The organism is Rhodococcus baikonurensis (assembly GCF_040489275.1).
GTDB classification, from domain to species: Bacteria; Actinomycetota; Actinomycetes; order Mycobacteriales; family Mycobacteriaceae; genus Rhodococcus_F; species Rhodococcus_F baikonurensis.
In genome coordinates this window covers 296,336-312,424 of record NZ_JBEUOQ010000001.1, presented here as the reverse complement: position 1 = coordinate 312,424, position 16,089 = coordinate 296,336, and the positions used below count along the sequence as shown (strand labels likewise).

Annotated in this window: 16 protein-coding genes; 10 read left to right on the top strand and 6 right to left on the bottom strand. The window is 62.3% G+C overall.

Features of this window, described 5'->3' with window-relative positions; translation table 11 throughout:
* Positions 1-43 precede the first annotated feature (43 nt).
* Complete coding sequence (locus ABWI03_RS01555) at positions 44-955, top strand: LysR family transcriptional regulator (protein ID WP_124569650.1); 912 nt, start codon at positions 44-46, stop codon at positions 953-955.
* Between the two features lie 16 nt (positions 956-971).
* Here ABWI03_RS01555 and ABWI03_RS01550 read toward each other — a convergent pair whose 3' ends face one another.
* Positions 972-1,826 (bottom strand): AraC family transcriptional regulator, encoded by an 855-nt coding sequence (locus ABWI03_RS01550; protein WP_298777165.1) that lies wholly within the window; start codon positions 1,824-1,826, stop codon positions 972-974.
* A 21-nt stretch (positions 1,827-1,847) separates the two neighbouring features.
* Positions 1,848-2,750 carry a siderophore-interacting protein gene (locus ABWI03_RS01545; RefSeq protein WP_298777166.1) on the bottom strand — a complete coding sequence of 301 codons (903 nt, stop codon included), beginning with the start codon at positions 2,748-2,750 and terminating at the stop codon, positions 1,848-1,850.
* A 141-nt stretch (positions 2,751-2,891) separates the two neighbouring features.
* Here ABWI03_RS01545 and ABWI03_RS01540 point away from each other — a divergent pair, with 141 nt between their 5' ends.
* From ABWI03_RS01540 to ABWI03_RS01525, 4 genes are read left to right on the top strand one after another with little or no spacing between them, the layout of a single operon-like run.
* Complete coding sequence (locus ABWI03_RS01540; protein WP_124569653.1) at positions 2,892-3,923, top strand: hypothetical protein; 1,032 nt, start codon at positions 2,892-2,894, stop codon at positions 3,921-3,923.
* 5 nt (positions 3,924-3,928) lie between these two features.
* On the top strand, positions 3,929-4,915 hold the full coding sequence (locus ABWI03_RS01535; protein WP_124569654.1) for a hypothetical protein: 987 nt from the start codon (positions 3,929-3,931) through the stop codon (positions 4,913-4,915).
* 9 nt (positions 4,916-4,924) lie between these two features.
* Positions 4,925-6,214: an adenylosuccinate synthetase gene (locus tag ABWI03_RS01530; RefSeq protein ID WP_366054642.1), complete on the top strand. Its 1,290-nt coding sequence runs from the start codon at positions 4,925-4,927 to the stop codon at positions 6,212-6,214.
* Positions 6,211-6,861 (top strand): NUDIX hydrolase, encoded by a 651-nt coding sequence (locus ABWI03_RS01525; protein ID WP_095968501.1) that lies wholly within the window; start codon positions 6,211-6,213, stop codon positions 6,859-6,861. The genes ABWI03_RS01530 and ABWI03_RS01525 overlap by 4 nt, the downstream gene beginning before the upstream one ends.
* A 6-nt stretch (positions 6,862-6,867) precedes the next feature.
* Here the strand turns inward: ABWI03_RS01525 and hppD are convergent, their stop codons facing one another.
* Positions 6,868-8,073, bottom strand: a complete 1,206-nt coding sequence (gene hppD / locus ABWI03_RS01520) for a 4-hydroxyphenylpyruvate dioxygenase (protein ID WP_095968502.1) — start codon at positions 8,071-8,073, stop codon at positions 6,868-6,870.
* A gap of 195 nt (positions 8,074-8,268) precedes the next feature.
* On the opposite strand from hppD, the gene ABWI03_RS01515 reads away from it, so the two are divergent.
* Complete coding sequence (locus ABWI03_RS01515; RefSeq protein ID WP_051649709.1) at positions 8,269-8,781, top strand: Lrp/AsnC family transcriptional regulator; 513 nt, start codon at positions 8,269-8,271, stop codon at positions 8,779-8,781.
* Here ABWI03_RS01515 and ABWI03_RS01510 read toward each other — a convergent pair.
* Entirely contained in the window at positions 8,769-10,313 is a 1,545-nt protein-coding gene (locus ABWI03_RS01510; RefSeq protein ID WP_298777168.1) for an MFS transporter, read from the bottom strand. The two genes, ABWI03_RS01515 and ABWI03_RS01510, sit on opposite strands and share 13 nt — an antisense overlap.
* Positions 10,314-10,369: 56 nt before the next feature.
* Between ABWI03_RS01510 and ABWI03_RS01505 the strand changes: the two genes are divergently transcribed.
* Entirely contained in the window at positions 10,370-11,020 is a 651-nt protein-coding gene (locus tag ABWI03_RS01505) for a TetR/AcrR family transcriptional regulator (RefSeq protein WP_095968504.1), read from the top strand.
* Between the two features lie 3 nt (positions 11,021-11,023).
* On the opposite strand, the gene ABWI03_RS01500 is transcribed toward ABWI03_RS01505, so the two are convergent.
* Positions 11,024-12,124, bottom strand: a complete 1,101-nt coding sequence (locus ABWI03_RS01500) for an adenylate/guanylate cyclase domain-containing protein (protein ID WP_366054792.1) — start codon at positions 12,122-12,124, stop codon at positions 11,024-11,026.
* Between the two features lie 225 nt (positions 12,125-12,349).
* On the opposite strand from ABWI03_RS01500, the gene ABWI03_RS01495 reads away from it, so the two are divergent.
* The gene (locus ABWI03_RS01495; RefSeq protein WP_095968506.1) at positions 12,350-13,069 is read left to right on the top strand and encodes a DUF6319 family protein; all 720 of its coding nucleotides are present in this window, start codon (positions 12,350-12,352) and stop codon (positions 13,067-13,069) included.
* Between the two features lie 74 nt (positions 13,070-13,143).
* Positions 13,144-13,800, top strand: coding sequence for a S1 family peptidase (locus tag ABWI03_RS01490; protein WP_007732621.1), 657 nt, complete (start codon positions 13,144-13,146; stop codon positions 13,798-13,800).
* A gap of 13 nt (positions 13,801-13,813) precedes the next feature.
* Here the strand turns inward: ABWI03_RS01490 and ilvD are convergent, their stop codons facing one another.
* Entirely contained in the window at positions 13,814-15,508 is a 1,695-nt protein-coding gene (ilvD, locus tag ABWI03_RS01485; RefSeq protein ID WP_095968507.1) for a dihydroxy-acid dehydratase, read from the bottom strand.
* A 157-nt stretch (positions 15,509-15,665) separates the two neighbouring features.
* Between ilvD and ABWI03_RS01480 the strand changes: the two genes are divergently transcribed.
* Positions 15,666-15,992: a hypothetical protein gene (locus tag ABWI03_RS01480; protein ID WP_206028794.1), complete on the top strand. Its 327-nt coding sequence runs from the start codon at positions 15,666-15,668 to the stop codon at positions 15,990-15,992.
* Positions 15,993-16,089: the final 97 nt, after the last annotated feature.

Sequence of the window (16,089 nt, the reverse complement as noted above, 5' to 3'; positions counted from 1 at the left end):
CTTCATGGGTCTACGGCGGCCGTAAACAACCGAATGGACGGTAATGAAAAAGGCGCGAAGAGGTGAGGATCTGAACCTGCGGTTGGTGTCCTCGTTGCTCGTCGTCGTGGCGGAAGGGCACTTCGGACGAGCGGCAGACCGGTTGTTCGTCACGGCGCCTGCTCTCAGTCAGCAGATTCGTCGACTCGAGGAGCAGGTGGGAGTCGAGTTGGTCGATCGCAGTTCACACCCGGTGGTGCTCACCGCCGCGGGTGAGGTGTTCGTCGCGGATGCGCGGCCCGCGCTCGAGTTCGCCGTTCGCGCGATGAACGGGCTCGATGCACTCGAGCGTCGGCGGGCCAGGCGGTTGCGGATCGGATTCATCAACGGGGCTGCCGGAAGTTTGGGGCGTGCGGTGATCGATTCGTTGCATGCGGAGGTGGAGCTGGTCCAATTGGATTGGTCCCAACAGGTTTCCGCGGTGGCGAGCGCGACCGTCGATGCCGCCTTCGTGCGGCCGCCACTGCCGGTGCTCGACGGTGTGGTGCTCGAACGGATAGGCGTCGAACCGCGGGTGGCGGCGTTGCCTCGAGGACACCGACTGGCGGGTCGTACGAGCATCGAGATTTCTGAAATAGATGGGATGGTGCAGGTTTCGAGTGACGGTGCACCACTCGAATGGGTGAAATGGTGGTCGGTGGACCCGCGCCCGAGTGGTGTACCCGTCCGGTACGGTCCCTCGGTCCGCACGATGGACGAAGCGCTCGAGGTCGTCGCCAACGGTCGAGCGGTGGTCATAACGGCAGCAACCATTGCCGAGTACTACACCCGCTCGGATGTCAGTTTCGTGCGAATCTCCGACATCGAGCAGTGTTCGATCGATCTGTGTACCCGTGAGGGGGACACTGGTCCGGCGGTGATCGAGCTACGCAAAGCCGTAGCCGCCCTGGGCCTCGGCAGGACGACGAGCGAGTGACCGAAAGGTGGAGTGATCAGCGAAACCGTTCGCGATACTGGTTCGGGCTGCACTGCCACCGGGATCGGAACCTACGCGCTGCGTGGCCGGGATCGTGCCATCCGACGGCGCGGGCAGCCCCGGAAATGCTGAGTTCTGTTGTGCGCAAGAGAGATGCGAGATGTTCGACGCGCAATGTCTGCAGATAGGACATCGGACTGGAACCGGTGTCGGCAACGAACACGCGGCTCAATTGTGAAGGCGAGAGGGCGACCTCCGCGGCCAGCGAACCCAGAGTCCAGGGATGATCGAGGTTATTGCTCATCAACTCCACAGCCAGTTCGACCGTTGCACGGTAGCTGCGTTCTTCACGGCTATTCACCGTGGCGGAGACGAGAGGCTCGAGCACGGAGAACGCTGCGAACAGCAGGGCATACTGCTCGAAAATTCCGATCCCGAGATCTCGGGATCGGCCCGTGCCTGCTGCGAGTTCGTCGAAGAGTTCGGCCAGTTGCGCGGTGCGGTCGTCGGCATCGAGGATGAGAACGGGGCGAGGCGCGCGCGACTGCGGAGAAAACGCGGCACCCCAGCCCGGAACTCTCGTGATCCAGGACAACTCGTCGACGAACAGCGTCGGATCCAGGAAAACATTGGTGGTCAGCAGGCAATTCGATTCGAGGCTGTGGCGTGTGCCGGGAGTGAGGATCAACACGTGACCCGAACGAATATCCGTCACATCGTCTGCGCTGCGCTGGACTGCTCGGCCATCTCGTACGAGAGCCAATTCCACCACGTCGTGGCTGTGTACTTCCACGTCGTGGTCGAGGCGAAGATGCTCGGCGCGCACTCGGCGACGGGAACGCTCCGTGGTGTTCGTCGGCGTGACGCCCACGTTTCCCTCCTCCCTTGCAGTTCACGGCTTCGTAGATAGGAACTCCACATCGTCGACTGTCAGTTCGTCCAGTTCCTGAGGCGTCAGGTTCCGGCCTTCGGCGATCGCCGCGTGCATGCGGGCGAAGACGTCGTCGGCCACCTCGTCTGCGTCGGCTTTGCGTTTCCAGTATCCAACGATATGCGAGTTCATCGGGGAGTAGCCGATGTCCAGGCGGAGGAGGTGACGGACTCCGCGGAGCGAGCCTGCCTCTCCCGCGGCCCAGACGTAGTCAGGCTGATGTGCCGACAACGCTTGACGGAGCTCTTCGATCATCGTCTCTTCGTCGGACCCGTGGATCCACCGAGCGCGACCGTCGGCGGCCGCTTCCAACGGAATCTCATTCTCCGGGCTGTCGGTGATCAGGAGCGTGATCGCTTCCTGATCGGTAGTGAGAGACTCCAAGATCGTCATGATCGCGGGGAGCGCGGACACGTCACCGAGCAGCAGCAGGGAACGCGCCAGCTCCGGGAGTGGTTGGTTCCCTGCAGCATTGGTCAGTCCGACAACGTCGCCGGGAACGGCGTTCGTGACCCATCTGCCTGCCGGCCCGTCGCTGTGGACGACGAAATCGATGTCGACCTCACACAGTTCCCGGCGGTGTGCGCGGATCGTGTACGTCCGCACTATCGGCTTGGGTGCGTCGTCGGGGTACTCGAAACCGTGTACCCCGACGGTCGGAATCGTCAGTTCTCGGGCGGCTGCGGAATGGTCGGCGTCATCGGGCAGAAAGATCTTCACCTTCGGAGCGATGCCGACGCAGTCGTAGTCGCGGAGTTCGCCGAACGTCACTCGAACGAAATGAGGCCCTATCTCCCTTTTCCTTGTGACGACAGCGCGATGGGTGGTGAATCGGGGGCGGATGGCCGTTTGCGTGTCCTGCATGTGGTGCTCCTTGGAAGCAATCGAAGTTAGGTATACCTATCTTCAAGCGAGACCGGTCTCGATGGTGAGGATGCAATGCGCATCTACCGGGATGCAATACGCATTGTTGCCGCATTCGTTTTAGTCAGTTAGACTAAAACCATGAAAACGACGCGCACTGCACTCGAAACGGTCGAGACGGCAAAGGTTTCGGCTGATGTGTTCGGGGGAGTCTCCAGTGATCTCGACTCCCGCCGCGCTGCAAAGCGTCGTTTTCATCGGCTCGCCTCTGCCATCCATCCGGACCGGGCGAAGCCCGAAGATCGGGTGCGGTACTCGGCGGCAACATCTCGGTTGAACGAGCTCTACCGGAGTTGGTCGGCAGAGTTCGAGTCCGCAGATTCTCGTCCCGTATATGTAGGCGAGCGGGGAGAGTATTCGTTGGGTGGACTGGTAGCCCGCGGCTCGGTCGCCAACCTGTACCGGTCCGATGCCGGTGTCGTACTCAAGATTCCGCGAAACCCTCGGGCGAACTCGATGATCGAGGCCGAACGGAATGTGTTGACGGACATCGAGAATTCGTGCGAAGCCGGTTGGGCAGCGCCGTACTTCCCGCGGTTGATCGACCGAATCACTCATGTGGACGCCGGCGCGCGACGCCAGATCGACGTGCTGGACGATCTGACCGAAGGTTTTGTGAGTCTCGCCGACGTCCGTGAGGCGTATCCAGGTGGCCTCGATCCACGGGACTGGGCGTGGATGCACCGACGGCTACTTCGTGCTCTGGCAGCAGCGCATGCGACTGGTTGGGTGCACACCGCGATTACCGCGGAGAACGTGCTGATCGAGCCTGATCGGCACGGGGTGGTGCTGGTCGGCTGGTCCTTTGCCACCCGTACGGGCAGCCGCCCGGTGGCGACGATCGGTTCCGATCGTGATTCGTACCCACCGGAACTCGGCGAAGGAGCGTCTCCGGCCTGGGACGTGTACATGGCTCATCATTTGATGCTCCGAATGCTGGGCGAGCAGACCCACGAACGGATGAAGGCGTTTGCCGACGGCTGCATGCAGGACAACCCGAGATTGCGTCCCGACGCGGTCGACCTACTTGGCGAGTTCGACGAACTCCTCGATCTTCTCTATGGCCAGCGGACATTTCGTCCGTTCGCCGTTCCATCCACGAAAGGACAGTGATTGTCATGGGCTACGGATACTGGGACGACAACACCTATTTGGCGGGCAAGACTTTTCGTGCCGCACGCGGTGTCGACGACTTCGGTTACACCGATTCGCTTCGGTCGCGTCCGCGAAGCAGTTGGAAAGCGGACCCGACCCTCGACCCCTTCGGCGTCGACAAGCGTGAATGCCGAGACTCGGACGGGCACCCCGATTCTCTCCCGATAGCAGTGCTTTTCGATGTCACCGGCTCGATGGGCGCTGTTCCTCGAATCATGCAGGACAAGCTCGGAAAGCTGCACGGGCTGCTGCAACGCAAGGGATATGCGGATGATCCGCAGATTCTGTTCGGTGGTATCGGCGACGCCGATTCCGATCAGGTGCCACTACAAGTCGGCCAGTTCGAGTCGGGTAACGCGATGGACGAGCAGCTTCGGACGATCTTCCTCGAGGGCAACGGTGGTGGTCAGAAGTCGGAAAGCTATGAATTGGCCGCATATTTCATGGCACGTCACACCAGTACGGATGCCTGGGAGAAGCGCGGAAGGAAAGGCTACCTCTTCATCATCGGCGACGAGCTGAACAAGCCGCGGCTCTCGGCTCGTCACATCCGTTCGGTGATCGGGGACAAGGTACGTCAGGACGTGTCGGTGCCGTCGATCTACCGTGAACTCGAAGAAAGATGGAACGTCTACTTCGTTCTGCCGGATCAGTCGTCGTACTTCAACGATCCGGAAATCGCGGATCACTGGAAGACGTTGCTCGGTGAACGCTTCGTCAAACTCGACGATCCCGCCGCGGTGTGCGAACTGATCGCGCTGACGGTCGGAATCGGCGAGGACCGCATCGACCTGCGTGACGGACTGGCGGATCTCCGCGACATCGGTTCAAGAGCTGAAGCCGAGACTGTCGGCAAGGCTCTCGCCCTGATTCCAGGGCGCAGCACCGCGACGGTGGCCGGGTTGCCCCGCGATCTCGGAACGAGCACTGACGATGTCGATTTCGCTTGAGAGGAGAACATGATGGAGCCGTTCGAAGACCGCGACATCGTCGTCGTAGACCTCGGGTTCGGAGATGCAGGGAAGGGAGCAACCGTCGATTGGCTGTGCTCCGATCAAGCCGACCTGGATGTGGCCGCAGTGGTCCGCTTCAACGGTGGGGCACAGGCAGCGCACAACGTAACGGTCGGCGAGCGGCACCACACGTTTTCGCAGTTCGGTTCGGGCACGCTGTCCGGCGTCCCGACGTTTCTCTCGAGATTCGTGTTGGTCGAGCCCATCGCGCTCGCCCGGGAGGCGCGTGCTCTGGAAGCGCTCGGAGTTCGAAACCCGTTCGATCTGATACGGATCGACGCGCGCGCATTGTTGACGACACCGATTCACGTGGCCGCCAACAGGGCCCGCGAGGATGCTCGCGGCGGTAACCGACACGGCTCGTGTGGAAAGGGGATCGGTGAGACTGCGGCGTATGCGCTCGAAGTTGCGAATGCGCCTACGGTGGGGGACTGCCTTCGGCCGGACTCCTTGCGTCGTAAGTTGTCGGCGTTGGCCACATTCCACGATCCGATGATCGCGGAGAGTCGCCACGGTTTTCCGCCGATCGACGACATGGTCGACATGTATACGGAATTCGCTGCGGTCGTGGACATCACCGGTCCGGATGCTTTGGGTGCGATCGGTGCTGATGGCCGATTGGTGTTCGAGGGGGCACAAGGTGTCCTTCTCGACGAGTGGCGGGGCTTTCACCCACACACCACATGGTCGACGGTCGAGCCGTCGAATGCGCGAGCAATGATCGACCAGTTGGGCCGGGACAGTTACGTACTCGGTGTCACCCGCACCTACATGACACGGCACGGAGCTGGGCCCTTCCCGACCGAGGATCCAGCGCTGGCGAAGGTCTTGCCCGAGGAGCACAACGGCACCGGCGAGTATCAAGGTGAGTTTCGGATCGGGCACCTCGACGAGTTGTTGTTGCGCTACGCAATCGAGGTCAGCGGTGGCGTCGACGGATTGGCGCTGACGCACCTCGATGCGATGGATCGTGGCCTGACGGCAGGCATCCCGATCCACGGGGTGCAGGAATACGAGGGGTGGCGATCCCTCCCGGTCGGACAGTGGAAGGATCTCGATCACCAACAGGCACTGACAGATGCCTTGCAGGCGGTAGCGGTTGTGCCGAAGGGTATTCCGACTGACAGGGAGGGCTTCGCCGGTTACCTGGGTCAGGAAATGGGAGTTCCGGTGGTTCTGACTGCCGACGGCCCTGACCGGGCCGATCGTCGTGAGTGGAGCCCTGTGCCTGCATGATGGATGGTGTGGACCAGTCTCTCGTCTCGATCGACGTCATCGCTCTGCGGTTCGGTAACCCGGAGCCGGGGCAACTGCGATTTGCCGTCACGCCGCGGCAAGCAGAGCCGTACACCGGGCAGTTGGCGCTGCCCGGTGTACTTCTCGGTGCCGGTGAGAGATTGCAGGATGCCGCCAGGCGAGCGGTGACCACCAAACTCGGAATTCCCGAAGAGAAGATCCTGGCCGGTGGACAACTGACCGTGTTCGACGAGCCCAATCGCGACCCTCGTGGTCCGACGCTCTCGGTGACCATGTGGGCAGTGATCTCGTCTGACGAGGTGCCGGGTTCAGCCGAATGGGTGAGCTGGGACAACCCGGGGGACCTTGCGTTCGACCACAATCGGATAGTCGCCGATACTCGCCCCATCCTTGCGGACACCCTCTTGTGGCGAGATCAGGCATTCACACGAGCGCTGCTGGGACCGTCGTTTCCGGCGTCGTACGCCTTGGCCGTGGCGGAGGAGCTTTCCGGTGTGCGTCCGGACCCGGGCAACTTGAACCGCACACTCAAATCGTTGCCAGGACTGGAACGAACCGACGAACGAGTCCGGGTCAACGCCACCGGGCGACCCGCGGTGGTCTGGGCGTGGACCGAAAACAGCTGACCTACCTCAGAAGTTGCCCCGCGCAGCCTGCTCACGCTCGATCGCTTCGAACAGGGCCTTGAAGTTTCCCAGTCCGAATCCCAGCGATCCGTGGCGCTCGATGATCTCGAAGAACACGGTGGGACGATCACCGATCGGCTTGGTGAAGATCTGTAGAAGATAGCCGTCTTCGTCGCGGTCGACCAAGATGCCTCGCTTCTGCAATTCCTCGATCGGGACTCGAACCTCGCCGATGCGCGCTCGGAGTTCGGGATCCTCGTAATACGAAGCAGGAGTGGAGAGAAACTCGATTCCTTCGTCGACCAGAGCGTCCACCGCTGCGAGGATGTCGTTGGTCGCAAGTGCAAGATGCTGAGCGCCCGGGCCTTGGTAGAACTCGAGGTATTCGTCGATCTGTGACCGCTTCTTCGCGATGGCAGGTTCGTTGAGTGGGAACTTGACTCGGTGATTGCCGCTCGAGACGACCTTGCTCATCAGCGCGGAGTAGTCGGTGGCTATGTCGCCGCCCACGAACTCGGCCATGTTGGTGAATCCCATGACCCGGTTGTAGAAGTCGACCCACTGGTCCATCTTCCCCAGTTCGACGTTTCCGACGACGTGGTCGAGGGCCTGGAAGATTCGTTTCGGTGCGCCGTCACGCTTGCGGTACGACGACGTCCGTTCGACATAGCCCGGGAGGTAAGGGCCGGTGTAGCGGGAACGGTCGACGAGGGTGTGCCGAGTCTCGCCGTACGTCGCGATGGTGGCCAGGCGGACGGTGCCGTGCTCGTCGGTGATGTCGTGCGGTTCACTCAACACCGTCGCACCTTGGGTGATGGCGTGCCCGATGCACTTGTCCACGTCGGGGACGCTGAGCGCGATGTCGCGAATGCCGTCACCGTGACGGCTGTGATGTTCGATCAGCGGACTAGCCGGATCCACAGCACCCTTGACGACAAACCGGACCGCCCCGCTCTTGAGTACAAACGCGTGGTGGTCGCGGTTTCCGGTCGACGGACCTGAATAGGCCATCAATTCCATGCCGAACGCAGACTGGAAGAAATGCGAAGTCTGCGTGGCGTTTCCGACGATCCATTCGAGTCCGTCCCACCCGCTCACGGGGAAGGGATCGTGATCGCTGTCGTACTCGACCAAGCCGACCAACTGGCGCAATTGCTCCAGATCCAGGCCGGCCAACTGTTCGTCGTCGGTGAGAGTCTGTTCGACGGTCATGATGAGTCCCCTCTGAGTGCGATGTACACAGCGCGGTGCTCGAGTTATGTTCGGCACTGCCAGTACAAACAGATAAGTCCTTCCAAGGTTGGGTAGTCAACGGAGGTAGTTGAAAGTAGACACAGCGCCGGAATCCGAAGACAACGGCATGGTTTTGTAGGCAGTTTGCATAGTTGAATGGCGAGTGGAGCAGACGTGAATCTCGACGCAGTGGATCTGGCTCTGTTGGACGCGATGAACAAGCACCCGAGAGCCGGTGCGTTGGAGCTTTCGCGTCAGGTCAAGGTTGCCCGGGCGACGGTGCAGGCGAGATTGAAAAGGATGGAAGACGCGGGCGTCATCGCCGGATACGCGCCGCACGTCAATTTGGCTGCAGCGGGTTTCGGAGTGCAAGCATTCGTGACTTTGCAGATCGCCCAAGGGGCGCTCGACACCGTCACAGCGGAACTCGAGGCAATCCCCGGTGTGCTCGAAGCCTTTGCCACTACCGGTTCCGGCGACGTGCTGTGCAGGATTGCCGCTGCGTCGCACGAGGATTTGCAAGCGACGCTGCTCGAACTGAATCGGTCGGGGATAGCCACCCGGTCGACCAGCGTCATGGTTCTCTCGGTTGTGGTGCCGCTCCGGTCGATGCCCCTACTCCAGACTCTGCAATCGGAGCAGACGACCAAGGCCCCGGCATACCGACGAGGCGGTCAGTCTCGCTGACGACCCGGAGCCCAGAATCCCAGAACGATCGCGGATACCCACATGATCGCGGCGAGCGTGAGTGCTCCTTGATCCATGCCTTTGATGAAGGATTCACGGGCGAATTCGGCCAACTGGGCTCCCTGCGGCCCGGCTGCTTCGGCGACATGGAGAGCAGCGGCCAGAGAACCGGATACCGGTTCCTTGGCGGGTTCGGGCAGCAAGTCCACCGCGGGCTGGACGTGATTGCCGTAGCCGGCGGCGAGGATACTTCCCGCCAGTGCAACACCGATGGCAGAGCCGATCTCACGGGTTGCGTCGTTGACTGCTGATGCAACACCCTGTTTGGAATCCGGTGCGTTGGAGACGATGGCAGCAGTGGCGGGGGTTGTCGACAAGCCCAATCCAATAGCGGCTACTACCAAGGGGACACAGACTTCGGCATAGGTCGAACTGGGGTCCAAGCGCGTCAAGAGCGCAATTCCGGTTCCGAGGAAGGCAACCCCGGTGGCGGTGAGAGCGCGAAGGCCGATACGCGGAATCAGTAGGGGCGCAACCACGGACAGGGCCATCACCGGCACGGCGATAGGCATGAGGGCGAGTGCCGATTGCAGGGGGGAGTAGTCGAGCACCAGTTGGAGATACTGCACGATCAGGAAGAACAGGCCGAAGGTCGCCAGAAATTGCAGGGTCAGTGACGCCGCGCCGCTGCCGAATGCGCGATTGGCAAACAGTCTGACGTCCAGAAGTGGATGGCGAGTGCGTAATTCGACCCAGCTGAAGACTGCCGTCATGGCAATTCCGCCGATCAGCAACGCGAGAACCACCGGATCGAGCCAACCGCGGGCGGGTGCCTCGATCATGCCCAGGACGAACAGTCCGATCGAGCCGGCGATCAGTGCGGTGCCAGGCAGATCGAGGGGAGCTGCCTCCGCGTCTTTCGATGTCACGATCGTGAACGACACCACGAGGATCAGGACGGAGACGACGGCCAGGCCGACGAAAATCGAATGCCAGGACCACTTTTCGAGGAGCAGTCCGGAGACGACGAGTCCGGCGATTGCACCGGACCCTGCGACGCCGGACCAGACTCCGACGGCGCGGGCACGCTGCGCCGGCGGGAAACCTGCAGTGAGCAGAGACAACGTCGCCGGCATGACAAACGCGGCGCCGACGCCGGAGATCACGCGGGAGACGATGATCCACGACGGCTCGTCCGCGAAGACCGGAATCGACGAGCCGGCAGCAAAAACTAGTAGTCCGAACATGAGCAGTTCGCGTCGACCGTAGCGATCGCCGAGTGCGCCCGCCGGCAACAAGAGGCAAGCCAGTGTGAGCGTGTACCCGTCCACGATCCACGTGAGCTGGCTCTGTGTTGCTCCGGTATCGCGGGCCAGGTCGGGAAGGGCCGTGTTGAGTGCGGCCATTGCTGCGACGACCAGCGCGACAGCGCAGCATGCGACCGTCAGCATCCAGATCTGTCGGATGGTCCACGTCGACTGTTCGAGCGTCGTATCGCTACTCACGAAACCTCCCGATAGAAACAAGACCATCAGTATCGTTACAAGAACAGCAGTTCCACAACCCCCAAGTGGGTATAACTGAAGTTGTGACGGTGGGAATCGACAAGCAGGGAATCGATCAGCAGGGAAACGACGAGGACCCGCGCAAACAGCGCTCCAGGTCGAGGTTGCTCGACGCAGCGACCACGCTGCTGGCAGAAGGCGGCGTCGACGCCGTGACGATCGATGCCGTCACCAAGTTGGCCAACGTCGCGCGTGCGACGTTGTATCGGCATTTCGACAGCGGCACGGAGTTACTCGCCGCGGCATTTGCACGTCTACTACCGCCGGTGCCGGAGATGTCCGGTGAAGGCGATCTCCGCGCGCAATTGCTCGAGTTGTTGACCAGTCAGGCCAAGGCCATCGAAAGCGCACCGATCCAGGTGACGGCGATGTGCTGGCTCGGCTTGGGACCGGAGCTGAAGGGTTACTCGAGCGTCGATGCCCTGTCCACGGACAAGCCCGAATTGCGATCGCTGCGGCAGACGGTTTTCGAGCAGTACCGTCACGCGTTCGATCGGATCCTGCGCTCGCCGGACGCGATCGACGCGTTGGGGGAGTACGACTACGACGTCGCACTTGCTCAGTTGGTGGGACCTTTGGTGCTCACCAAGCTGGCCACGCTGACGCCTCTCGGGGAGGCTGCGTGTGAGCAGATCGTGGACGACTTTCTGGCTGCACGCGGAGTGTCGAGCTGACGCTCACGGCTCCAGATTGCGTCGAAGGACGTACTGTTCGAGCCTGTCGATTCCGCGTACTCGTCGCGGACGGAGGTGTCGCAGTTTGAAATTGGCGTCCGAGCCGAGCTGGGTGGCCAACTCGGAGTCGATCAGCACAGTGCCGGGGCGAGCGGAGCTGGTGAGGCGCGCGGCCTTGTTGACCACCGAACCGTAGAGATCTCCGAAGCGAACCAACGTCGGCCCCATGGCCAGACCCACCCGAAGCTGTGGATCGTCGTGATCGGCGAGGACCGCCTGCTGGATCTGCAAGGCGATCTCGGCGGCGTAGTGGGGGCTCTCGGCGGCGAACATGACCTCGTCACCGACGGTCTTGACCACCCATCCGTAGTTGCGACCGATGATTTCGGTGGACGCGGACTCGAACCGCTCGAGCAGATCGTTGAGTTCGGCGGAGTCGAGGCCGCGGGTCAGTGAGGTGTACCCGACGATGTCGGCGAAACCCACTACCAGAACACGACTCGCTACTTCTTCGCCCGGGTTTCCGACGTTGCGGCCCGTCGAGGACGCGACGTGGCGCTTCCAGACGTACGTCTGCAGAGATTCGACAGCGGGAATGATCTCGGCGCCGAGGCGCAGAACGATCTTCCGGATCGTTTCGGGCTCGTGATCTGCCGAGTCGGCGAGCTGGTCGATGATGTGTGTGCTGATCAGCGAGACCTGCCACTCGGCCAACCTCGACATCGACTGCCCGAGTGAGCGGGCGGCAGCGACCTCACTGCTCTGCGAGATGACTCCTCGATTGACCATGTCGATAATCGTCTTGAGGGCGTCGGCGTCTTGCTGGGTGAACATGACGGCGTCGGGATCCTCGTCGACGGCAAAGCCCATCGCGACCCACAAACGATCGGCACGCTCGCGTGTCACACCGGCGAATTCCGCGATCTGTGACTGAGTGAAACAACGGGGCCCGCCGAGGAGAGACTCTTCGATGTCGGCTTGAATCCGGCTGAGCAGATGAGCATCGACGTCGACCGGATCAGCAGTGTGATGTTCGGCAGCGTGAGATTCAGCAGGGGCGGGTTCGGTGACCTCGTCGATCCACTCTGACTCCGAACTGCTCACCGTGCTCCTTCTTGCCGCAACGAATTTCTGTCCACCATCTTCCACGCGGTGCCCCGAGAACAGTACTGAATTGGCCGAACCGTCTACGGATCCTCGGGGTCAGGCGGGCGGTGAGAGTCAACACGTCGGTGGCTTGTGCAAGAGTTGCCCCGAGAAATGCACTGTCGATACTGAAATGCACTGTCGATACTGAAATGCACCACGTACTTCTGAAAGGACCTGCGCATGCCACCCCGTAGACGTTCCGGCGCCGCCGCATCAACGCCGGATCACCTCACTGCGGAAAATCTGGCAGCGCTCGCCACGGCTGTCGCCGAAGGCAAGCGCGCCACCGTCTATCTGCGCGAAGCGACTCCCAGCCTGGGGATCGAGGCCGGTACCTCGGCGAAAGTCGTGTCGGTGGACGGCAACACAGTGCTGATTCGCCCCAAGGGCGTCAACGACGAATTGCCTTTCGAGGCAGAGGAATTGCGCATCAACCGCGTCTCCGCGGCACCGGCCAAACCGGCGCCACGGCCCAAACCAGTTGTGGAGTCCGAACCCCTGATGGAGCCACTCGTAGAGCCTGTTCGACCGAAGCCGCGTGCGCAGCCTGCACCCGCTCCGGTACCGACTACCACTGCTGCCCCTGCCGCGACACCTCGTCCGGCCGTCAAGCGTGCGAAGAAACTGCCGGCCGGCATCAGCGTCACGATCCATGCGGGCGCGGACAACGACTGGAGCGTGACGGTCACACAGGGCGCGAAGCGTCCGGGCAAAGCAGTTCCGGTCGCACCCGATGCAGTCGAGCGAGCTGTCCGCGAGTTGGGTGAGCCCACCGCCATCGAAGCCGTCGAGTCCATCATCGTCGCTGCGCGAGACATGGCTGCGGCTCGAGTCGACGAGTTGAGCCGCCAGCTCGAAGAGGCGCGCAAGATGCTCGAGGCGCTCGGAGCCACCGACTAGAACCGCTGCGTAAGTCCGCACTTTCCGGGGTATGCGTTTTTTGCAGCGGGGAGATTACCGGCGGAGAGATTGTGATGTTGCAGCGAATTGTTTCGGCTCTGGCAGCGTTGGTCTTGGCACTCGGACTCGGCTTCATCGTCAGCAGCAATGCGGTTGCTGCACCCACGCCCATGGGTGGTGGCTCGGGCATCATCATCGACAACCAGTTGGTGTGTACGTTGACCACCATCGGTCACGACAACGGCGGCAGACTCGTGGGTATCACCGCAGGTCACTGCGGCGGTCCTGGGTCGTTCGTGATCCCGGAAAGCAACGAGGACGCCGGCGTGGTCGGCACCTTCGTCGAGTCGAACCCGGACCTGGACTACGGGGTCATCCAGTTCGATCCGGGCAAGGTCACACCAGTGCGCACAGTGGGCGCGGCGACCATCACCTCGATCGGCGCACCGGCCAGTTTCCCGGCCACAGCCTGCAAGGAAGGCCGTACGACGGGCACCACCTGCGGCGTCGTCTGGGGAGACCTGAGCGCCGACGCATCCACCTGGACTCAGATCTGCGTCGACCACGGTGATTCGGGAGCCCCGGTCACGGTCGGGACGACGCTGGTCGCGATGGTCAACGCTTATCTCTGGGTGCCGTGCCTGGGGCCGGAACTCGGCACCAACATGACCTCCATCGTGGACACGATCAATGCCCACGGAGGCGTCGGCGCCGGGTACCGGCCCATCTAGCAGCGAGCTGGGATCAGCCGCACACCGCTCCACCCGATGCTGATCCCACGAGCTTGGAGTACTTGGCCAACACGCCACGTGTGTAGCGAGGCGGCAACGGCTCCCAGCCCTCCTTGCGAGCTTCCAGTTCGGAATCGTCGACCAACAATTCGAGTTGTCCGGTACCCACGTCGAGCCGGATCTGGTCGCCGTCGCGAACGAACGCGATGGGACCGCCGTCGACGGCCTCGGGCGCAACGTGTCCGACACACAGGCCGGTGGTGCCGCCCGAGAATCGTCCGTCCGTCAGCAGCAGGACGTCCTTGCCGAGACCCGCACCCTTGATCGCGCCCGTGATGGCCAGCATCTCGCGCATTCCAGGACCACCCTTCGGGCCCTCGTAGCGGATGACGACAACGTCACCGCCGGTGATGGTTCCGTCCTCGAGAGCATCCATCGCTGCGCGCTCGCGTTCGAAAACTCGTGCAGTGCCGACGAATACATCCGACTCGAATCCTGCCGACTTGACCACCGCGCCGCCGGGAGCGAGCGACCCCTTCAAGATCGTGATGCCTCCGGTCGGGTGGATGGGCTTGTTCATCGCCCGCAAGACCTTGCCGTCCGGATCGGGCGGGGTGATGTGCGCCAGATTCTCCGCAACAGTCTTGCCGGTGACGGTCAGACAATCTCCGTGCATGAGTCCCGCGTCGAGCAATGCCTTCATGATGACGGGGACGCCGCCGATACGGTCGACGTCCGTCATGACGTGCTTTCCGAAAGGCTTGACGTCGGCGAGGTGCGGGACCTTCGCGCCGACGCGGGCGAAATCGTCGAGCGTCAACGGGACGTACGCCTCGTGCGCGATCGCGAGGAGATGGAGCACCGCATTGGTGGAACCACCGAATGCCATGACTACTGCGATGGCGTTCTCGAACGCTTCCTTGGTGAGGATGTCCCTCGCGGTGATTCCGCGGCGCAGCAGTTCGACCACGGCTTTGCCGCTCTCGCGCGCGAATCCGTCGCGGCGACGATCCGGTGCGGGCGGTGAAGCGCTGCCGGGCAGCGACATTCCCATGGCCTCGGCGGCGCTGGCCATCGTGTTCGCGGTGTACATACCGCCGCACGCGCCTTCGCCCGGGCAGATCGCCCGTTCGATGGTGTCTACGTCGGCGCGGCTCATCAGCCCACGCGAGCAGGCGCCCACGGCCTCGAACGCGTCGATGACGGTGACTTCCCGCTCGCTGCCGTCGGACAGCTTGGCGACGCCGGGGAGAGTCGACCCGGCGTAGAGGAACACACTGGCGAGGTCGAGGCGGGCCGCCGCCATCATCATGCCGGGCAAGGATTTGTCACAGCCGGCGAGAAGAACCGATCCGTCGAGGCGCTCGGCCTGCATGACGGTCTCGACGCTGTCCGCGATCACTTCACGGGAGACGAGGGAGAAGTGCATGCCCTCGTGACCCATCGAAATGCCGTCGGAAACGGAGATAGTGCCGAATTCGAGGGGGAACCCGCCGGCCTCTCGGACGCCCTCCTTGACAGCCTTGGCCAGGCGATCGAGGGACAGGTTGCACGGGGTGATCTCGTTCCAGGACGAGGCGACGCCGATCTGCGACTTGACCCAGTCGTCGTCACCCATTCCTACTGCACGCAACATGCCGCGCGCTGCGGTCTTTTCGAGTCCGTCGGTGACGTCACGACTTCTGGGCTTGATGTCGGGTTCGGTCATTTTCCAAGCATAGGCGTCGGCGGGGTGTGTTTCCGGCAGACGAGCGACTCGAGTTGCCACGAAACGCCGGCCGTCTTGAATAGACTCATTGCATCGCAGTTGGGGCTGGGTGCGCAGGTGCTTCGAATACGGGGGGATTCAAGTGGAGTCGGAGCTGATGTCAGCTTTCGGGTTTGCAGTTCTGTCGGCGGTCTTGACCGGTGGTGGTGTCTTCCTGGTTGTTCTGACGGTCCTGCACGAGATCGCCCGGTGGAAGGGTCGATTCGTATCGGTGTGGTTGACGTTCTTTGCCGCACTGCTGATTCTGCCCGTGCTGTTCGGTGCGTTGATCGTCGGCTACGCCGCGTTCACCCAGGTCGACGGGTCCGAGACTCTGATTCCGTCGGTGTTCTGGATCCTGATTGCGACCGGGGGTGCACTCGGCGGATACATCGGAGTCAAGGTCGGTGTGGTTCGGGGCTCGGCCCTCGACTACCGGTTGTAATCCGGATCGGCTCGATCAAACTTGCAGAGAAGCGCAGGCGAAGCCTGGGTGAACATCCCGAAGCTCTCTTGAACGGCTGTTCAGGTGCGGGTTCACT

Excerpts from the sequence above, each read along its gene's own strand:
- ABWI03_RS01555 (WP_124569650.1), top strand. The coding sequence starts at position 44 with ATGAAAAAGGCGCGAAGAGGTGAGGATCTGAACCTGCGGTTGGTGTCC.
- ABWI03_RS01535 (WP_124569654.1), top strand. The coding sequence starts at position 3,929 with ATGGGCTACGGATACTGGGACGACAACACCTATTTGGCGGGCAAGACT.
- ABWI03_RS01480 (WP_206028794.1), top strand. The coding sequence starts at position 15,666 with ATGTCAGCTTTCGGGTTTGCAGTTCTGTCGGCGGTCTTGACCGGTGGT.
- ilvD (WP_095968507.1), bottom strand. The coding sequence starts at position 15,508 with ATGACCGAACCCGACATCAAGCCCAGAAGTCGTGACGTCACCGACGGA.
- ABWI03_RS01490 (WP_007732621.1), top strand. The coding sequence starts at position 13,144 with ATGTTGCAGCGAATTGTTTCGGCTCTGGCAGCGTTGGTCTTGGCACTC.
- ABWI03_RS01540 (WP_124569653.1), top strand. The coding sequence starts at position 2,892 with ATGAAAACGACGCGCACTGCACTCGAAACGGTCGAGACGGCAAAGGTT.
- ABWI03_RS01545 (WP_298777166.1), bottom strand. The coding sequence starts at position 2,750 with ATGCAGGACACGCAAACGGCCATCCGCCCCCGATTCACCACCCATCGC.
- ABWI03_RS01510 (WP_298777168.1), bottom strand. The coding sequence starts at position 10,313 with ATGGTCTTGTTTCTATCGGGAGGTTTCGTGAGTAGCGATACGACGCTC.
- hppD (WP_095968502.1), bottom strand. The coding sequence starts at position 8,073 with ATGACCGTCGAACAGACTCTCACCGACGACGAACAGTTGGCCGGCCTG.
- ABWI03_RS01530 (WP_366054642.1), top strand. The coding sequence starts at position 4,925 with ATGATGGAGCCGTTCGAAGACCGCGACATCGTCGTCGTAGACCTCGGG.
- ABWI03_RS01495 (WP_095968506.1), top strand. The coding sequence starts at position 12,350 with ATGCCACCCCGTAGACGTTCCGGCGCCGCCGCATCAACGCCGGATCAC.
- ABWI03_RS01525 (WP_095968501.1), top strand. The coding sequence starts at position 6,211 with ATGATGGATGGTGTGGACCAGTCTCTCGTCTCGATCGACGTCATCGCT.